The organism is Microbacterium sp. CFBP9023, assembly GCF_034045055.1.
Lineage (GTDB): Bacteria > Actinomycetota > Actinomycetes > Actinomycetales > Microbacteriaceae > Microbacterium.
Map to the genome: position 1 here is coordinate 1,457,302 of NZ_JAXCWI010000001.1, position 15,950 is coordinate 1,473,251.

Genomic DNA, 15,950 nt, shown 5'->3' on the forward strand with positions numbered 1-15,950 from the left:
CCCACGATTCTAGGCGCGCCGCCCTTGCCGGGCCCTGGGAACGTCAGGCCCGCACGCGGCGCACGCCGCCTCGGGCGCGCTGGATGATCCAGCACACGACGTAGATCGTGAACGACAGGGTCGTGATGTACGGACTCACCGGCAGCGTGCCCGCGAGGGCGAGCAGGATGCCGCCGACGGCCGACACGAACCCGAAGAGCGCCGCGAGCAGAGGCACCGCGACCGGCCCGGCCGAGACGCGCATGGCGGCCGCCGCGGGAGTCACGAGCAGCGCCATCACGAGCAGGGCGCCGATGATGTGCACGCTGACCGCGACGATCAGACCGAGCAGCACCATGAAGAGCAGGCTCACCGCGCGGGTCGGCACACCGCGGGCCGCGGCCGACTCGGGGTCGAGCGAGTCGAAGCGCAGCGGGTTCCACATGAGCAGCAGCCCGAGCAGCACGACGATGCTGATGCCGAGCAGCCACCCGAGGTCGGGGCTCGAGACCGAGACGATCTGTCCGGTCAGCAGACTGAAGCGGTTGGCGCTGCGCCCGTCGTAGAGCGACAGGAAGAGGATGCCGAGGCCGAGGCCGAACGGCATGAGCACCCCGACGATCGAATTGCGATCTCGGGCCTTGGCCCCCAGGACGCCGATCAGGATCGCCGCCACGAGCGCACCGCCGAGGGATCCGACGACCACGCTGCCCCCGAAGAGCAGCGCTGCGGCGGCACCCGCGAACGAGAGCTCGCTGACGCCGTGCACCGCGAACGCGAGGTCGCGCTGCATCACGAAGACGCCGATCAGTCCGCCGACGATGCCGAGCACCGCACCCGCGATGATCGAGTTCGCGAGCAGGGCGACGAGCTCGCCGTAGTCCTGGAACGAGAACACGTCACTCCAGTCGACCGCAGGCACGATGCCGGTGATGACGGTCATGCGGCACCTCCGTGGTCGTGGTCGTGGTCGTGCAGGTGGTGGGGCTCGGCATCCGGCACCCCGACGACGACGAGTCGGTCGCCGGCGCGCAGCACGAACACCGGGGTGCCGTAGAGCTCGGTGAGCACTCGGGTCTGCAGCACCTCTTCGGGGGTGCCGAGCACGAAGCGACCGCCGGCGATGTAGAGGATGCGATCGACGCGGCCGAGGATCGGGTTGATGTCGTGGGTGACGAACAGCACGGCGGCGCGGCGATCACGACGCTGGCGGTCGATGATGTCGGTGATGGCGACCTGGTTCGCGAGATCGAGGTTCGACAGCGGCTCGTCGCACAGAAGCAGGGCGGGTTCGTCGGCGAGCGCCTGACCGACGCGCAGTCGCTGCTGCTCACCGCCCGACAGGAGGCCGACCCGGCGGTCGGCGTAGTGCGCGGCTCCGACCGAGGCGAGCAACTGATCGACCTTGGCCTTGTCGCCGCGGTGCGGGATCGGGAAGCCGAAGCGGCTGCCCTGCACGCCGAGCGCCACGAGATCGCGGGCTCGCATGCTCGTGTCGGGAGCCAGCGAGCGCTGCTGCGGGATGTATCCGATGCGCGGGTTGCCCTTGCGCACCGGCCCGCCGGCGACCGAGATCTCGCCGGCCGACAGCGGCTGCAGGCCCAGGATGCTGCGCAGCAGCGTGGTCTTGCCCGAACCAGACGGTCCGAGCACGGCGATGAACTCCCCGGGCTCGACGGTCAGGTCGAGGCCCGACCACAGTTCCCGGTCACCGCGCTGGAGGGCGGCTCCCCGCACCTCGAGCACGGGGTTCGACTTCTCGGCTCCTGCCCGCGCGTCGGCGGCGGCGCTCACGACTGGAGCGCGTCGGCGAGGCTCTGGATCGCGTCACTCATCCACTCAGAGTACGACGATCCTTCGGGCAGCAGCTCCGTGAACGCGACGAGAGGGATGCCGGCGGCGGTCGCGGCATCCTCGACGCGCTGCGTCTCGGCCCCGCCGGTCTGCGCATTGGTGAGCACGGCTGCCACGTCGCCGCTGTCGACGACGTTCAGGGTCTCGAGCAGGGTCGCGGGGGCGACATCGCTGCCCTCCTCGACCGACTCCGCGAATCCCTCGGGGGTCACATCGGTGAGTCCGGCGGCGGTGGCGATGTAGCCGGGCAGCGGCTCGGTGATGATCACATCGGCGCCGGCGGCATCCGTCTTGAGGGTCTCGAGGTCGACTTCGAAGCCCTCGAGGTCGGCGACGATGTCCTCGGCGTTGGCGGTGAACTCCGCCTCGCCGTCGGGGTCGATCGCGGCAAGCTCATCGGCGATCGCCTCGACCACGTGGATCATCGTGTGCGGGTCGAACCAGACGTGCTCGTTGAAGCCCTCGATGTGATTGTGGCCCTCATGCCCCTCTTCACCCTCGGCGTGGTCGTGATCGTGCTCTTCCTCGGTCGCGCCCTCCTCATCGGAGTGACCCTCGTTGCCCGGGAAATCGTGCGAGAACTCGACGGCGCTGACGATGTGCGGGTCCTGGGCATCCTGCAGCAGGGTGTCGATGAAGCCGTCGTAGCCGCCGCCGTTCTCGATCACGAGGTCGGCCTTCTGCACCGTCAGGCGGTCACGGGCCGAGGCCTCGTACGAGTGCGGGTCCTGCGTGGCCGAGGTGATGATCGAGGTCACGTCGACGCGGTCGCCGCCGATCTGCTCGGCGAGCGAACCGTAGACATTGGTGCTCGCGACGACCGTCACCGCTCCGCCGTCGCCGCCCTCTCCCGCAGCGGGGGTGGTCGAGCATCCGGCCAGCGAGAGTGCGGCGACGGATGCGAGGGCGAGGGCGACGAACGGCTTCTTCATGTCCCCCACTCTAAACGCTAATGAGAACCATTATCAAATCGGTGGGCTGGGGTGGCACGCTTCACGATCGATTGCAGGGTCGTCGCACGGATGCATGACGAGAAACCGTGTTCTCGCCCTGCATCCGTGCTTTCGTCCTGCGATCAAACCGGTCAGCCGATGAGACCCGGCGCGATCCACACGGTCGAGTCCGCCGGGACCGCCCCGTCGACCACCGTGCCGAGGACGACATCGGCGGCATCCGCTCCGAGGTCGAACGGCTCGGTGCCGAAGTTCGTCACGATCTGCCAGCCGTTCGGGCGAGCGAAGCGCAGCACATCGGGCCGGCCGGTCTCGATCCATTCCAGGCTCTCCTCGGCCCGCAGCTCGTGCCGCAGCCGCAGCGCCTCCCGGTAGAGCGAGAGCGTCGACGACGGATCGGCGGCCTCGACATCGACCGCGGACTCGGCGAACCACGCGGGCTGCGGCAGGTGCGCCTCGGCGGATCCGAAGCCGAACGACGGTCCGGATGCGGTCCAGGGCAGCGGCACGCGGCATCCGTCCCGTCCCAGTCCGTCGAAGACGGCACCACGGAAGAACGCCGGGTCCTGACGCTGCTCGGGCGCGACGTCGGCGACCTCGTGGAGGCCGAGCTCCTCGCCCTGATACAGGTAGGTGCTGCCGGGGAGGCCGAGCAGCAGCAGCGTCGCAGCGTGCGCTCGGCGAAGACCCGCCTCGCGATCGAGCTGATCCTCCGGCCCGCCGGCCGCGACCCACTCGACCCCTTGCTTCACTCCGGTGCGCCCCTCGAGCGGCGCGAGACCGTAGCGCGTCGCGTGGCGGGTGACGTCATGGTTCGACAGCACCCACGTCGTCGACGACCCGGTGGCCTCAGACTGCGCGAGGTTGTCGGTGATGATCGTGCGGAACTGCGTCGCGTCGAAGTCGGCGACCAGCAGGTCGAAGTTGAACGCCTGCCCGAGCCCCTCGGCCGAGGCATACCGTGCGCGGCGCTCGGGAGTGCTGACCCAGGCTTCGGCCACGGCGGTGCGGGGCGGGTCGTACTCGTTGAAGACCCGGCGCCACTCGGCGTAGATCTCGTGCACGTCGTCGCGGTCGTGCAGCGGATGGTTGCCGTCGTGCGGGAGCAACTCGAGATCGGCGGTGCTGGGCAGCGGCTCGGTCAGATCCTTCGTCAGCATGTGGGCGACATCGATGCGGAAGCCGTCGACCCCGCGGTCCGACCAGAAGCGCAGCGTCGTCAGGAAGTCCTCGCGCACCTCCGGGTGGTCCCAGTTGAAGTCGGGCTGCTCGGGGGCGAAGCTGTGCAGGTACCACTGGCCGTCATCGACCCGCTCCCACGCCGATCCGCCGAACGCGGCGGTCCAGTCGGTCGGCGGCTCCGCGCCGTCGGGACCGGATCCCTCGCGGAAGATGTACCGCTCGCGGGCCGCCGAGCCGCGGCCTGCGGCGAGCGCCTCCTGGAACCACTCGTGCAGGTCGGACGAATGGTTCGGTACGATGTCGACCACGACGCGGATGCCGCGCTCGTGCAGCGCCGCGACCATGTCGTCGAAGTCGTCGAGCGTGCCCAGGCGCGGATCGACGTCGCGGTAGTCGGCCACGTCGTAGCCCCCGTCTGCCAGGGCCGACGGATAGAACGGGCTGAGCCACACGGCGTCGATGCCGAGGTCGCGCAGGTAGTCGGCCCGCGAGACGATGCCAGGGATGTCACCGAGGCCGTCGCCGTTCGCATCGGCGAAGCTGCGGGGGTAGATCTGGTAGACGGCGGCCTGGCGCCACCATGCGGCCGTCGTGTCGTCGCGGGTCTCGGTGAGAAGCGCATCGGTCATGAGGGGTGTTGCTCCTTCGTGTTGCGGTCCGGGGTGTGCGACGTGTCAGCCCTTGACGGCGCCCTGTGTGACGCCCTCCATGACGAAGCGCTGCGTGAACAGGTAGGCCAGGATCGCCGGGGCCATCGCCATGAGGTACGAGGCGAACGACACGTTGTAGTTGTTGCTGAACTGGGTCTGGAAGAGGTTCTGCCGCACCGGCAGCGTCTGCAGCGCGGGATCGGAGATGATCAGCGACGGCATCATGAAGTCGTTCCAGGCGTAGAGGAAGGCGAAGATGCCGACCGTCGCGCTCATCGGCGCCAGCAGCGGGAAGATCAGCTGCCAGAACGTCTGCCAGGTGGTGGCGCCGTCGATGCGGGCGCTCTCTTCGAGCTCGATCGGGATCGACCGCAGGAACGCGGTGAACAGCAGCACGCTGAAGCTCAGCTGGAACATCGTCGCGAGGATGATCACGCCGAACGGGTTGTCGAGTCCCACCCAGCCGGTCAGCTGGATCTGCGGCAGCGCCACCACGGGGAACGGGATGAACATCGCGGCGAGCAGATAGAAGAACGACCAGCGGAACAGGCGGTGGTCCCAGTTGCGGACGATCGCGTACGACGCGAAGGCCGCGAGCACGATCGTCGCGATCACGGTGCCGGCCGTGACCAGCAGCGAGATCCCCGCGCCGACCGGGAACTTCGTGAGATTCCAGGCCTCGACGAACCCGTCGATGCTGAAGGGCGCCGGCAGCGAGAACGCGTTGCCGTCGACCGCCTGACCCGTGGTCTTGAACGCCATCGAGATCGTGACGTACAGCGGCAGCAGCACGGTGACGGCACACAGGATCAGGATGATCGTGCCCGACCAGTTGACACGCTCCATGCGGACGCGCGGCTTCTTGCCCGAGGTGGGGATGGTGGTGAGTGTCTGCGTCGACATCAGAGTGCGTTCCTTCCGCGGGTCAGCGAGAGCTGCAGCAGGGAGATGAGCACGGCGACGATGAAGAAGATCGTCGCGTTGGCCATCTGGTAGGCGTAGTCGCCGCCGTTGAAGCCCGCGATGATCGTCATCGCGACGCTGCGGGTGGCGGTGCCGGGACCGCCGTTGGTGAGGCCGACGATGATGTCGTAGGCGTTGAGGAAGCCCTTGAAGCCCAGGATGACGTTGATCACCACGTACCCCGCGACGAGCGGAAGCGTGATGCGGAAGAGCTGCTGCCTCTTGTTCGCTCCGTCGATGCTGGCTGCCTCGTAGACCTCGCCCGGCACCGAGAGCAGGCCGGCGATGTAGATGAGCAGTGTGCCCGGAACCGCCTGCCACGCGGTGACGATGACGATAGCCACCCACGCGAGATCGGGATTCGCGAGCAGACTGGTCGAGAGCCACGGGATGCCGGTGGCGGCGCCCGCGGCAGGGATCGAGTTCGAGAACAGGAAGTTGAAGACGTAGGCGATGATGATGCCCGAGATCACCATGGGGATCACGAAGATCGTGCGCAGCCCCGTCTTGAACCGGATGCGGGAGGTCAGCCCGACCGCCAGCAGGAACGCGATCACGTTGACGACGATCACCGTGGCGATCGAGAAACCGAACGTGAACAGGTAGCTCTGCAGGATGGCCGGGTCGCTGAACATCGCGATGTAGTTGGTCAGCCCGTTGAAGCTCCACTCGCCGATGCCGATCGAGTCGGTGAAGCTGAAGAAGATGCCCATGATGCCGGGCACGGTGATCGCGAGCGTGAAGATGACCAGCGTCGGCAGCAGGAACAGGTAGTAGATCGGCTCGACCTTGCGGGTGCGGCGACCGAGCTTGCGGGTGCCTCCCGTGATGATCGCCGTGGTGTCGGTCGTGGGGGTGTTGGGCTTCGTGATCGTGCCCGCCGTCGGCCTCGACGACGAGGGGTTGGGGGCTGCCGGGTTGGGCAGAGCGGTGTTCGTCATGGCGTGGACTCCTCTGTCTCGCCGGATGCTGAGTCCTCACCGGAGGCGTTGTCCTGGGTCGACGGGATGGGAGCGCGGAACGCGATCCTCGCCCAGTCGGCATCCATGGTGCGCAACGTGGAGGTCGGGGACGCGCCCAGCACCATCGCCTGCGCGTAGTTGAAGACCGGCAGGGTTCGGGGCACGAGCACCGAGGGTCCCTGATAGATCTGGCCGTTGTCGTAGTACTCGATCATTCCCTCGATCCGAGGGTCGTCCGGGGCCGGTGCGTCCTTCGTCGGGGTGAACCCGAGCTGCGACGCGTTGTAGGCCTCGATGTTCTCGGGCTGGAACAGGTACTCGAGGAAGTCACCTGCTGCCTCCTGGTGCTGCGACCCCTCGGGGATCATCGCCGCGAGGTCCATGTTGACGCGCACGCCGAGGTCGGCGGGATCGTCGGTCATCGGCAGCGGGAAGGTGCCGAGGTCGAGGTCGGGAGCCGTCTTCTCGATCTCGCTGAACGCCCACGGCCCCTGCAGGTACATCGCCGCCTCGCCCTTGCCGAATGCGAGATTGCCGTCGCCGTATCCGCGGCTCGCGGCATCCGCGTTGGTGTACTCGGTCGCGAGGGTCATCATGCGGTCCATGGGCTCGGCGAAGTCCTTCTCGAACGACACCTCGGAGTCGGGACCGACCTCGGTGCCCTCCTCCGCGAGAGTGTCGAAGAAGTCGATCACGTCGACCGAGCCGCCGGCGGTGTAGTCGTACCAGCCCTGCGCGACGGTCCAGTCGTCCTTGAAGGTGGCATAGAAGGGGTCGATTCCCGCCTGCTTCAGCTGGTCGCACACCGCGAGCAGCTCGTCCCACGTCTGCGGGACCTCGAGGCCCTGCTCGTCGAAGATCTGCTTGTTGTAGATGACCGACGCGCCCATCACCGAGTACGGCAGCGCGCTCGTGCGCCCCTCGCACGAGCCGTACTGCTCCATGAGCGGCTGCAGGTCGTCGCGGATGGTCGAGGCGGCCTCGGTGTCGGAGAGATCCGTGAGCGCGCAGCGCTGCACGAACCGGGCGATCTCGTAGTTGTAGTTGGCCAGCATGATGTCCGGCGGGTTGCCGCGCACGAAGCTCGCCGACACGACGTCGACACCCGAGGTGTCGATCTCGACGCGCACCTTGTCCTGCGAGGAGTTGTACTCGGCGACGAGCTCTGTCATGAACTCGATCGCCTCGCGTTTGCTGAACGTGAAGCGGATGGTCTCGGTTCCGCCGGCCGTCGAGCAGCCGGTCAGAGCCGCTCCGACCAGGGCGAGCGCGGCCGCACCGGCCACCAGCTGCGCCGGGCGTGGGGGTTTCACAGACACCGTCGTCCTTTCGTCCTGTAGATCCGCAGACTAAATCTAGTGAGCGAATTTACTTCGATGAACGGTACTCTCTCATCTGGACGAGAGTGAGGTCAAGGCCCGTGACAGAAGTCTCCGCAGGTCTCGGCACCGGACGAGCCAGCGTCGGCGCCATCCTCGACTTCGCCTGGGCGGCCGGGGAGTTCACCGCGACCGAGGCGATGGCGAGCACCTCGCTGACCCGTTCGACAGCGATCGACGGGATCGACACCCTCGTCGACGCCGGGGTGCTGCGCGAGCTGCCCAACGCCCGCGCCGCCGGAAGCTACCGCGCAGGACGCCCGGCGCGACGTTTCGTGCTGGCATCCGACCTGGGCGTCGTCATCGGGGTGGATGCCGGAGACACCCACCTCGCGGTGACCGTCGCCGACCCCACCGACCACACTCTCGTGCACCACCGCACCGACCTCGACCCGACGCAGACCGCGGCGGCACGCCGCGCCACGATCCTCGACCAGATGCAGCACGCGCTCGCCGAGGCCGAGGTCTCGCGCGAGGCGGTGCTCGCGATCTGCGTCGGCGTCGCCGCGCCCGTCAACCGGGCGGGCATCTCTCCGCCGCATCCCGAGGGCTTCTGGGAGCGCACGAACCCCGGTCTCGCCGAGGCGCTCGCCGACTGGGCCCCCGTCGTGGAGATCAAGAACGACGCACAGCTCGCCGCGATCGCCGAGGGCTCGGCCGGCGCAGCCATCGGATGCCGTGACTACGTCGCCCTGCTCGCGAGCGAACGCTTCGGCGGCGGCGTCGTGGTCGACGGCCACGTGCTGCACGGCGCTCACGGTGGAGTCGGCGAGGGTGTCGTGTTCGACCACATCATCGGCGTCGGCTCGGCTTTCGGTCTGCGCTACGCCCTGCAGGATCAGGTGCGGGCGGCGGTCGAGAGCGGCGAGATCTCCTTCGAATCCCCGATCGGGCGGCTCGCACGCGAGGACCGCATCGACCCCCGCGCCGTGCTGACGGCGGCGGCAGCCGGCGATGCCGATGCGCTCCTGGCCACCTCCCGCGTCGGCGCGACGCTCGCCCGTGTGGTCGGCGTGCTCGGCAGCATGTACGACCCGTCCCGCGTGATCGTGTGCGGGGCGGTGGCCGAGAGCATCGCCCCCGTTCTCACGGCTGCGCGCGAGGTGCTGCCGGCCCAGCTGCACCTGCCGGCACCCGAGATCCTCGCCTCGACGCTGGGCGCCGAGGTCGTCTCGATCGGCGCCGTCACGACCGCGCGCAGGGCGGCGCGCGAGGTGGCCGTGCCGCTGCTCGCGGAGCGGCGGCTCAGCGCGGTGAGCTGACGTCGTGCGAGAACCAGAGCCGCAGCGCTCCCCGTCATCGATCGAACTGCTCCTCGACGCAGAGGCCGAGGCCGCGGTCCGGGCCGAATGGGATGCTCTCGCGGCGCGCGGCCTGTCGAGCCTCGCGGGGCACACGTCGGCGAGCAACCGCCCTCACATCACGCTGGTCGCACGCGTCGACCTGTCATCGCCCGGCCCAGATGCCTTCGCCGGCATCACGTCGTTCCCGATCACGCTCGGCGCCCCCCTGCTCTTCGGCTCCGGAGATCGCCGTGTGCTGGCGCGGAGCATCGTTCCCCGTGCGGAGTTGATCCACCTCCGCGAGGCGATCCTCTCCGCCGTGGGGTCGGGTGACGATGCCCCGCATACCGCGCCGGGCGAGTGGATGCCGCACGTCGCCCTCGCCCGCCGGTTGAGGGTCACCGATCTGGCGGACGCGCTGGATCTCGTCGGCGGCGACATCCACGCTCACGCGCGCAGCGTGCGGCACTGGGACCCCGGCACCGCGCAGATCACTGCTCTCACGGAGCTGCGTCAGGCGTAGTCGCTGTCGTCCACCGGGGAAGGCGCTGGCCCCAGGCTCTCGATGGCGCCCCACAGCCCCTCCGGGACCTCCGCCTGCTCCAGCTCGTCGAGCTGCTCACGACGATGCGGTCTCAACACCCCGACGACTGTGGAGTCGACCAGCGGGGACCGCAGCGAGTAGTGCAGGGCTGCGGCAGCCATCGACGTTCCATGGTCGGCGCAGACGTGCTGCAACCGCTCGGTCCACTCCAGCAGCTCCTCGCCGGCCGGCCGATAGGCGTACTGCGCACCGGAATGCGGGCCCTTGACGAGCAGTCCCGAACCGAACGGCGCGGCGTTGAACACGGCCATACCGCGCGCCTTCGCGTCGGCGAACACACTCTCAGCCGAGTGATCCACGAGCGTGAATCGGTTGTGGATCAGCACGGCGTCGAACACCCCCGTCTCGACGTACTTCGCCATCAGCGGGACCGGAGCCGCCGCCACACCGATCGCGTCCACCACGCCGGCGCTCCGCAGTTCGATGAGCCCCTGCACCGCGCCCCCGATCGAGATCGTGTCCTCGAACGACACCGAGTACGGGTCGTGCAGGTGCAACAGCGGAAGCCGGTCGACCCCGAGCCGCGCGGTCGTCTCCTCGAACGAGCGGAGGACGCGGTCTCGGTCGAACACGCCCGTCTCAGGGTCCTGATCCACCTTCGAGATGACTCGCGAACCGTCCATCCCCAGCTCGCGCAGCGCGACGCCGATGACGGCTTCGGATCGACCGGCCGAGTAGTTGTTCGACGTGTCCACGAACCCGTGCCGGCTCGTGAGCAGGTCGATGGCGACATCGACGGCCGCTCTCTCCTCGGCGGATCCCGGCTCCGAATGCCGGCCGAGGCCGGAGGTTCCGAGAGTGATGGCAGTCGGTTCGATCCTCATCCGCGGGGAGTCCGTTCTGTCGGGGCGGTCATCACGGTTCTCCGCCACTGTATCCCCGCTGTCCGCCTCACTCCACGAGCAGTGCGGGCTCCTCGAGCACGGATGCCACGTCGGCGATGAAGCGGCTCATACCGTCGCCGTCGATCACGCGGTGGTCGAACGAGCCTGCGACCGTGGTCACCCAGCGGGGGCGCACCTCGCCGTCGACGACCCACGGCTTCTGGCTGATCGTGCCCATGGCCACGATGCCCGCCTCGCCGGGGTTGATGATCGGGGTACCGGCATCCATCCCGAACACACCGATGTTGGTGATCGTGATCGTGCCGCCCTGCTGGTCGGCGGGGCTGGTCTTGCCCTCGCGCGCCGTCAGGGTGAGCCTGTTCAGAGCGCGGGCGAGGTCCTTCATGCTGAGGTCCTGCGCGTCCTTGATGTTCGGCACGAGCAGACCGCGAGGCGTCGCCGCGGCGATGCCGAGGTTCACGTAGTGACGCACCGCGATCTCCGCGCCGCCCTCGGTCTCGATCCACGCAGCGTTCACCATCGGGGTGCGACGGGCGGCCCAGATGACGGCGCGGGCCATGATCAGCAACGGCGAGACGCGGATGTCGGCATAGTCGGGCGATGCCTTGAGCCTCTTGACGAGCTCCATCGTGCGGCTCGCGTCGATCTCCTTCCACACGGTGACGTGCGGAGCGGAGTACGCGCTCTGCACCATCGCCGACGAGGTCGCCTTGCGCACGCCCTTCACAGGGATCGACTCGGTGCGGTCGTCGGACACCGGGGCGGATGCCGGCGCTGCCGACACTCCACGGGCGAGGCCCGCCGGCGTGCTCTGCGGTGCGGGCACGGTCTCTTCGCGCACGGCGCCCCACTCGGGCGTCTCGATGTTGCGGAAGACGCTGGCCTGCGAGGCGTGGGTCATCACGTCGTCGCGGGTCACCTCGCCGTCGGCTCCGGTGGGCGTGACCGTGGTGAGGTCGACGCCCAGATCGCGGGCGAGCTTGCGGATCGGCGGCTTCGCGATCACGCCGACCGACGAGCGCACCGGGCGCTCCGCCGGACGCTTGCGCCGCGACGTCGCACCGCCGCCCGTGCCGTAGCCGACGAGAACCGACCCGCCGCCCTCTTCCGGCGCGGGGGCCTCCGCGGTGGCGATCTTGCCGGGTCCGGCGTCGTCGCGCGCATCGGTCACGAAGGTGATGATCGGCGAGCCGACCTCGACGGTCGCGCCCTCGGAGGCGAGCAGCTCGCCGACGACTCCGGCGTGCGGCGACGGCAGCTCGACGAGCGACTTGGCGGTCTCGATCTCGCAGATGACGTCGTTGATGGCGACGGAGTCACCCGGCGCGACCTTCCATGCCACGATCTCGGCCTCGGTCAGGCCCTCGCCCACATCGGGGAGGTTGAAGTTCTGCGTGCTCATGTGCGGTCCTTTCGGAACGGTGAGATCAGGGTGAGATCAGTAGGCGAGCGAACGGTCGACGGCCTCGAGGATGCGGTCGGCGTCGGGAAGGTAGGTGCCCTCGAGCTTCGCGGGCGGGAACGGAGTGTCGTATCCCGAGACGCGGAGCACGGGAGCTTCGAGCGCATAGAAGGCGCGCTCCATGACGGTCGCGGCGATCTCGCTGCCGATGCTGACGAAGCCCTGGGCCTCCTGGGCGTAGACCATGCGTCCGGTCTTGCGCACCGAGCTCAGGATGGGCTCGTAGTCGACCGGAGACAGCGACCGCACGTCGACGACCTCGCAGCTGGTGCCCTCGGCCTCGGCGAGCGCGGCCGCCTGCAGCAGGGTCGTGACCATGGCTCCGTGTCCGACGAGCGTGACGTCGGATCCGGTGCGCACGACGCGAGACGAGTGCAGCGGGGCGGCGGACGCGTCGAGCTCGACCTCGCCCTTCTGCCAGTAGCGACTCTTCGGTTCCATGAAGATCACCGGGTCGTTCGACGCGATGGCCTCCTGGATCATCCAGTACGCATCGTTCGGCGTCGACGGCGACACCACCCGCAGGCCGGGGGTGTGCGCGAAGTAGGCCTCGGGGCTCTCCTGGTGGTGCTCGACCGCTCCGATGTGCCCGCCGTAGGGGATGCGGATCACGATGGGCAGGCTGATCCTGCCCTCGTGGCGGTTCGTGAGCTTGGCGAGCTGGGTCGTGATCTGGTCGAACGCGGGGAACACGAAACCGTCGAACTGGATCTCGATCACCGGGCGGAACCCGGCCATCGCGAGCCCGATCGCGGTGCCGACGATGCCCGACTCCGCGAGGGGGGTGTCGAGCACGCGGCGGTCGCCGAAGTCGCGCTGCAGGTGCTCGGTGACCCGGAAGACACCGCCGAGCTTGCCGATGTCCTCGCCCATGAGCAGGACCTTGGAGTCGTCTTCGAGCGCCCGGCGCAGGCCCGAGTTCAGCGCCTTGCTGAGGGGCATCGTCTCGAGGGTCATGCGTGCACCGTCCTCGACGTCGTGAACTTCTGCGGCCATACGCACGTTCGGCGGCCACTGCGCGCAGCGCGGGCCGCGAAAGTCGCTCCTGGCCGAGAATCCTGAAGGCAGTCCATCACTTGCCGTCTCCTTCGAACGATGCCTCGTAGCGCGTGTGCCAGGCCTTCTGCTCCGCCACGAGCGGATGCGGGTCGCTGTACACGTGATCGAAGATCTTGTCTGCGGTCGGCGATCCGAGCTCGACGCTGCGTGAACGCAGGTCCTCGGCGGCGTCGGCCGCCTCGGCATCCACGTCGGCGAAGAACTGCCCCGCCGCACCCCTGTTCTCGAGGAAGGCGCGCATGCGGTCGATCGGGTCGCGCAGCGCCCACGACTGCTCTTCGTCGGAGCCGCGGTACTTCGTGGGATCGTCGCTGGTGGTGTGCGCGCCGAGACGGTACGTGACCGCCTCGATCGCCCGGGGACCCTGGCCGCTGCGGGCTTCATCGAGAGCGACGCGCGACACGGCGTAGCTGGCGAGGACGTCGTTGCCGTCGACGCGGACGCTGGGGATGCCGTAGCCGGCGCTGCGCTCGACCAGCGGCACCCGCGACTGCGTCGCGACCGGCACCGAGATCGCCCAGTGGTTGTTCTGCAGGAAGAAGACCGTGGGAGCCTGGTAGCTCGCGGCGAAGACCATCGCCTCGTGCACGTCGCCCTGGCTCGACGCCCCGTCGCCGTAGTAGACGATGACGGCTTCGTCCTTGTCGACGTCGCCGGTGCCGGATCGACCGTCGAAGTTCAACGCCATCGCGTAGCCGGCTGCATGCAGCACCTGCGAGCCGAGAACCAGGGTGTAGAGGCGGGTGTTGCCGTTCTTGGGGTCTGTCGGATCCCAGCCGCCGTGCGAGACACCGCGCATCAGCTTGATGATATCGACGGGGTCGACGCCGCGGATGCGAGTCACGGCGTGCTCGCGGTACGACGGGAAGAGTGTGTCCTGGGCGCGGGCGGCGCGGGCCGAACCGACCTGGGCGGCCTCCTGCCCACGACTCGGCGGCCACAGCGCCAGCTGTCCCTGTCGCTGCAGGTTGGTCGCCTGGGTGTCGATCGCGCGGATGACCACCATGTCCCGGTAGAACTGCTCGAGCTCGGCGTCGCTGATCGCCTCGATCAACGACAGATACTGCTCAGCAGCCGGACTCGGCGTGAAGCGGCCATCCTGATCCAGGACGCGGACGAGTTCAGTCTCTGACGAGGTCACGACCCCCACGCTACCCGCGCACGCATGCCCGGTCACGCATACCTAGGACGTCCTCGCATCTGCCGGGAACCCGGAGAAACGGCGGAACGGCGCGGATCAGCGCAGTGACGATGCGACCTCGAGCACGCGCGCCACGGACGCCTCCTCGCCCACGGAGATGCGGATGCCGTCACCCGGGAACGGGCGCACGATGAGGTCGGCGGCGACGAATGCGGCGGCGACCTCGTCGGTGCGCTCGCCGGTGGGCAGCCAGATGAAGTTGGCCTGCGAGTCGGGCACGTCCCAGCCCTGCCGACGCAGCCCCTCGAGCAGGCGCGTGCGGCGCTCGACGATCACCGCGACGCGCTCGAGCAGCTCGGACTCGGCGTCGAGGCTCGCGATCGCGGCGTTCTCGGCTGCCGACGTGACGGAGAGCGGGATGCCGGTGGTGCGCGCGGCATCGAGGACCTTCTCGTTGCCGATCGCGTATCCGATGCGCAGGCCCGCGAGTCCGTAGGCCTTCGAGAAGGTGCGCAGCACGACGACGTTCGGATGCCGCTCGAACACCCGCTCGGCGAGACCGTCGACCGCCCCGGGCACCGTCACGAACTCGGCGTAGGCCTCGTCGAGGACGATCAACACATCGGCGGGGACGCGCTCGACGAACGTCGCGAACTCGTCGCTCGTGATGATCGGACCGGTCGGGTTGTTCGGGGTGCAGAGGATGACGGCACGCGTGCGCTCGGTGACCGCCTCAGCCATCGCGTCGAGATCGTGACGGGAGTCGGGCGTCAGCGGCACCTGCACCCCGGTCGCGCCCGCGACGAGCGGCAGACTCGGATAGGCCTCGAACGAGCGCCAGGCGTAGACGACCTCGTCACCCACGGAGGCGGTCGCGAGGATCAGCTGGTGGAGGATCGAGACGCTGCCCGCAGCCACGTGCACCTGGTCGGGCTCGACGGCGTACCGTGCACCGAGTCGTACGCGGAGGCGGCCGGCGGTGGCATCCGGGTATCGGTTGATGGGCGTCGTGTGCTGCAGCGCCGCGGCGACCGACGGAAGCGGCTCGAACGGGTTCTCGTTGCTCGAGAGCTTGAATGCGTCGGGGCCCGCCTGCTTGCCCTGTCGGTACGGCGCCAGGGCGGCGATGGCGGGACGGATGCGCGGAAGGATCGGGTCAGTCACAGTCATGAGTCTAGATTCCGCGGCGCTCCCGCGCCCCACATGGAAGACTGGACGGACTATGCGCTTCATCATCCGAGTCGTCGTCAACGCGTTCGCCCTCTGGGTCGTGACGCTGATCCCCGCCCTGCAGGTGCAGATCAGGGCGTTCGCGCCGGGCGAGACCCTGCAGCTCGTGCTGACCCTGCTCGCGGTGGCCGCGATCTTCGCGCTCGTGAACACCGTCATCGGCACGGTGGTGAAGATCGTCGCGTTCCCGCTGTACATCATCACCCTCGGACTGATCGGCTTCGTGATCAACGGCTTCCTGCTGTGGCTCACGGCGTGGATCACGAGCGGGTTCGGCTGGGGTCTCACGGTCGGCAGCTTCTGGTGGGGCGTGCTCGCCGCGCTCATCATCTCGCTGATCAACGGTGTCTTCGGCTTCATCCTGCGTCCGCAGAGCAAGAAGCAGCGTCGGGACTGACGCCTGC

At 68.7% G+C, this 15,950-nt stretch carries 15 protein-coding genes; 3 read left to right on the top strand and 12 right to left on the bottom strand.

All coding sequences use genetic code 11. From position 1 onward, the window contains the following. Positions 1-43: 43 nt before the first annotated feature. The 7 genes from SOM10_RS07085 to SOM10_RS07115 form a co-directional block, all read right to left on the bottom strand. A complete protein-coding gene (locus SOM10_RS07085; protein WP_187249213.1) occupies positions 44-922 on the bottom strand; it encodes a metal ABC transporter permease in 879 nt (292 codons plus the stop codon). Next, positions 919-1,773, bottom strand: coding sequence for a metal ABC transporter ATP-binding protein (locus SOM10_RS07090; RefSeq protein WP_056275410.1), 855 nt, complete (start codon positions 1,771-1,773; stop codon positions 919-921). Before SOM10_RS07090 ends, SOM10_RS07085 begins: the two co-directional genes overlap by 4 nt. Beyond that, positions 1,770-2,765 (bottom strand): metal ABC transporter solute-binding protein, Zn/Mn family, encoded by a 996-nt coding sequence (locus SOM10_RS07095; RefSeq protein WP_320489185.1) that lies wholly within the window; start codon positions 2,763-2,765, stop codon positions 1,770-1,772. The genes SOM10_RS07090 and SOM10_RS07095 overlap by 4 nt, the downstream gene beginning before the upstream one ends. A gap of 152 nt (positions 2,766-2,917) precedes the next feature. Then, positions 2,918-4,597 carry a glycoside hydrolase family 13 protein gene (locus SOM10_RS07100; RefSeq protein WP_320489187.1) on the bottom strand — a complete coding sequence of 560 codons (1,680 nt, stop codon included), beginning with the start codon at positions 4,595-4,597 and terminating at the stop codon, positions 2,918-2,920. A 45-nt stretch (positions 4,598-4,642) separates the two neighbouring features. Continuing rightward, the gene (locus SOM10_RS07105; protein WP_053098134.1) at positions 4,643-5,521 is read right to left on the bottom strand and encodes a carbohydrate ABC transporter permease; all 879 of its coding nucleotides are present in this window, start codon (positions 5,519-5,521) and stop codon (positions 4,643-4,645) included. Then, positions 5,521-6,522, bottom strand: coding sequence for a carbohydrate ABC transporter permease (locus tag SOM10_RS07110; RefSeq protein WP_230100920.1), 1,002 nt, complete (start codon positions 6,520-6,522; stop codon positions 5,521-5,523). Before SOM10_RS07110 ends, SOM10_RS07105 begins: the two co-directional genes overlap by 1 nt. Continuing rightward, on the bottom strand, positions 6,519-7,862 hold the full coding sequence (locus tag SOM10_RS07115) for an ABC transporter substrate-binding protein (protein ID WP_083569407.1): 1,344 nt from the start codon (positions 7,860-7,862) through the stop codon (positions 6,519-6,521). The genes SOM10_RS07110 and SOM10_RS07115 overlap by 4 nt, the downstream gene beginning before the upstream one ends. A gap of 101 nt (positions 7,863-7,963) precedes the next feature. Between SOM10_RS07115 and SOM10_RS07120 the strand changes: the two genes are divergently transcribed. Together SOM10_RS07120 and SOM10_RS07125 are read left to right on the top strand one after the other, a co-directional pair. Further along, positions 7,964-9,184, top strand: a complete 1,221-nt coding sequence (locus tag SOM10_RS07120; protein WP_320489190.1) for an ROK family protein — start codon at positions 7,964-7,966, stop codon at positions 9,182-9,184. Between the two features lie 4 nt (positions 9,185-9,188). Continuing rightward, a complete protein-coding gene (locus SOM10_RS07125; protein WP_320489191.1) occupies positions 9,189-9,728 on the top strand; it encodes a 2'-5' RNA ligase family protein in 540 nt (179 codons plus the stop codon). Here SOM10_RS07125 and SOM10_RS07130 read toward each other — a convergent pair. The 5 genes from SOM10_RS07130 to SOM10_RS07150 form a co-directional block, all read right to left on the bottom strand. Beyond that, a complete protein-coding gene (locus SOM10_RS07130) occupies positions 9,719-10,633 on the bottom strand; it encodes an aldo/keto reductase (protein ID WP_320489192.1) in 915 nt (304 codons plus the stop codon). The genes SOM10_RS07125 and SOM10_RS07130 overlap by 10 nt on opposite strands. A 67-nt stretch (positions 10,634-10,700) precedes the next feature. Further along, a complete protein-coding gene (locus SOM10_RS07135; RefSeq protein WP_230100915.1) occupies positions 10,701-12,056 on the bottom strand; it encodes a dihydrolipoamide acetyltransferase family protein in 1,356 nt (451 codons plus the stop codon). Between the two features lie 36 nt (positions 12,057-12,092). Further along, the gene (locus tag SOM10_RS07140; protein WP_053099302.1) at positions 12,093-13,073 is read right to left on the bottom strand and encodes an alpha-ketoacid dehydrogenase subunit beta; all 981 of its coding nucleotides are present in this window, start codon (positions 13,071-13,073) and stop codon (positions 12,093-12,095) included. Between the two features lie 115 nt (positions 13,074-13,188). Continuing rightward, positions 13,189-14,316: a pyruvate dehydrogenase (acetyl-transferring) E1 component subunit alpha gene (gene pdhA / locus SOM10_RS07145; RefSeq protein ID WP_053099303.1), complete on the bottom strand. Its 1,128-nt coding sequence runs from the start codon at positions 14,314-14,316 to the stop codon at positions 13,189-13,191. 96 nt (positions 14,317-14,412) lie between these two features. Next, entirely contained in the window at positions 14,413-15,486 is a 1,074-nt protein-coding gene (locus tag SOM10_RS07150; protein ID WP_171821958.1) for a histidinol-phosphate transaminase, read from the bottom strand. 52 nt (positions 15,487-15,538) lie between these two features. Between SOM10_RS07150 and SOM10_RS07155 the strand changes: the two genes are divergently transcribed. Then, positions 15,539-15,943: a phage holin family protein gene (locus SOM10_RS07155; protein ID WP_053098140.1), complete on the top strand. Its 405-nt coding sequence runs from the start codon at positions 15,539-15,541 to the stop codon at positions 15,941-15,943. Positions 15,944-15,950: the final 7 nt, after the last annotated feature.

What these genes read in the sequence shown, in the direction of transcription:
- SOM10_RS07085 (WP_187249213.1), bottom strand. Translation starts at nt 922, where the DNA reads ATGACCGTCATCACCGGCATCGTGCCTGCGGTCGACTGGAGTGACGTG.
- SOM10_RS07095 (WP_320489185.1), bottom strand. Translation starts at nt 2,765, where the DNA reads ATGAAGAAGCCGTTCGTCGCCCTCGCCCTCGCATCCGTCGCCGCACTC.
- SOM10_RS07100 (WP_320489187.1), bottom strand. Translation starts at nt 4,597, where the DNA reads ATGACCGATGCGCTTCTCACCGAGACCCGCGACGACACGACGGCCGCA.
- SOM10_RS07105 (WP_053098134.1), bottom strand. Translation starts at nt 5,521, where the DNA reads ATGTCGACGCAGACACTCACCACCATCCCCACCTCGGGCAAGAAGCCG.
- SOM10_RS07110 (WP_230100920.1), bottom strand. Translation starts at nt 6,522, where the DNA reads ATGACGAACACCGCTCTGCCCAACCCGGCAGCCCCCAACCCCTCGTCG.
- SOM10_RS07130 (WP_320489192.1), bottom strand. Translation starts at nt 10,633, where the DNA reads ATGAGGATCGAACCGACTGCCATCACTCTCGGAACCTCCGGCCTCGGC.
- SOM10_RS07135 (WP_230100915.1), bottom strand. Translation starts at nt 12,056, where the DNA reads ATGAGCACGCAGAACTTCAACCTCCCCGATGTGGGCGAGGGCCTGACC.
- SOM10_RS07140 (WP_053099302.1), bottom strand. Translation starts at nt 13,073, where the DNA reads ATGACCCTCGAGACGATGCCCCTCAGCAAGGCGCTGAACTCGGGCCTG.
- SOM10_RS07150 (WP_171821958.1), bottom strand. Translation starts at nt 15,486, where the DNA reads ATGACTGTGACTGACCCGATCCTTCCGCGCATCCGTCCCGCCATCGCC.
- SOM10_RS07155 (WP_053098140.1), top strand. Translation starts at nt 15,539, where the DNA reads ATGCGCTTCATCATCCGAGTCGTCGTCAACGCGTTCGCCCTCTGGGTC.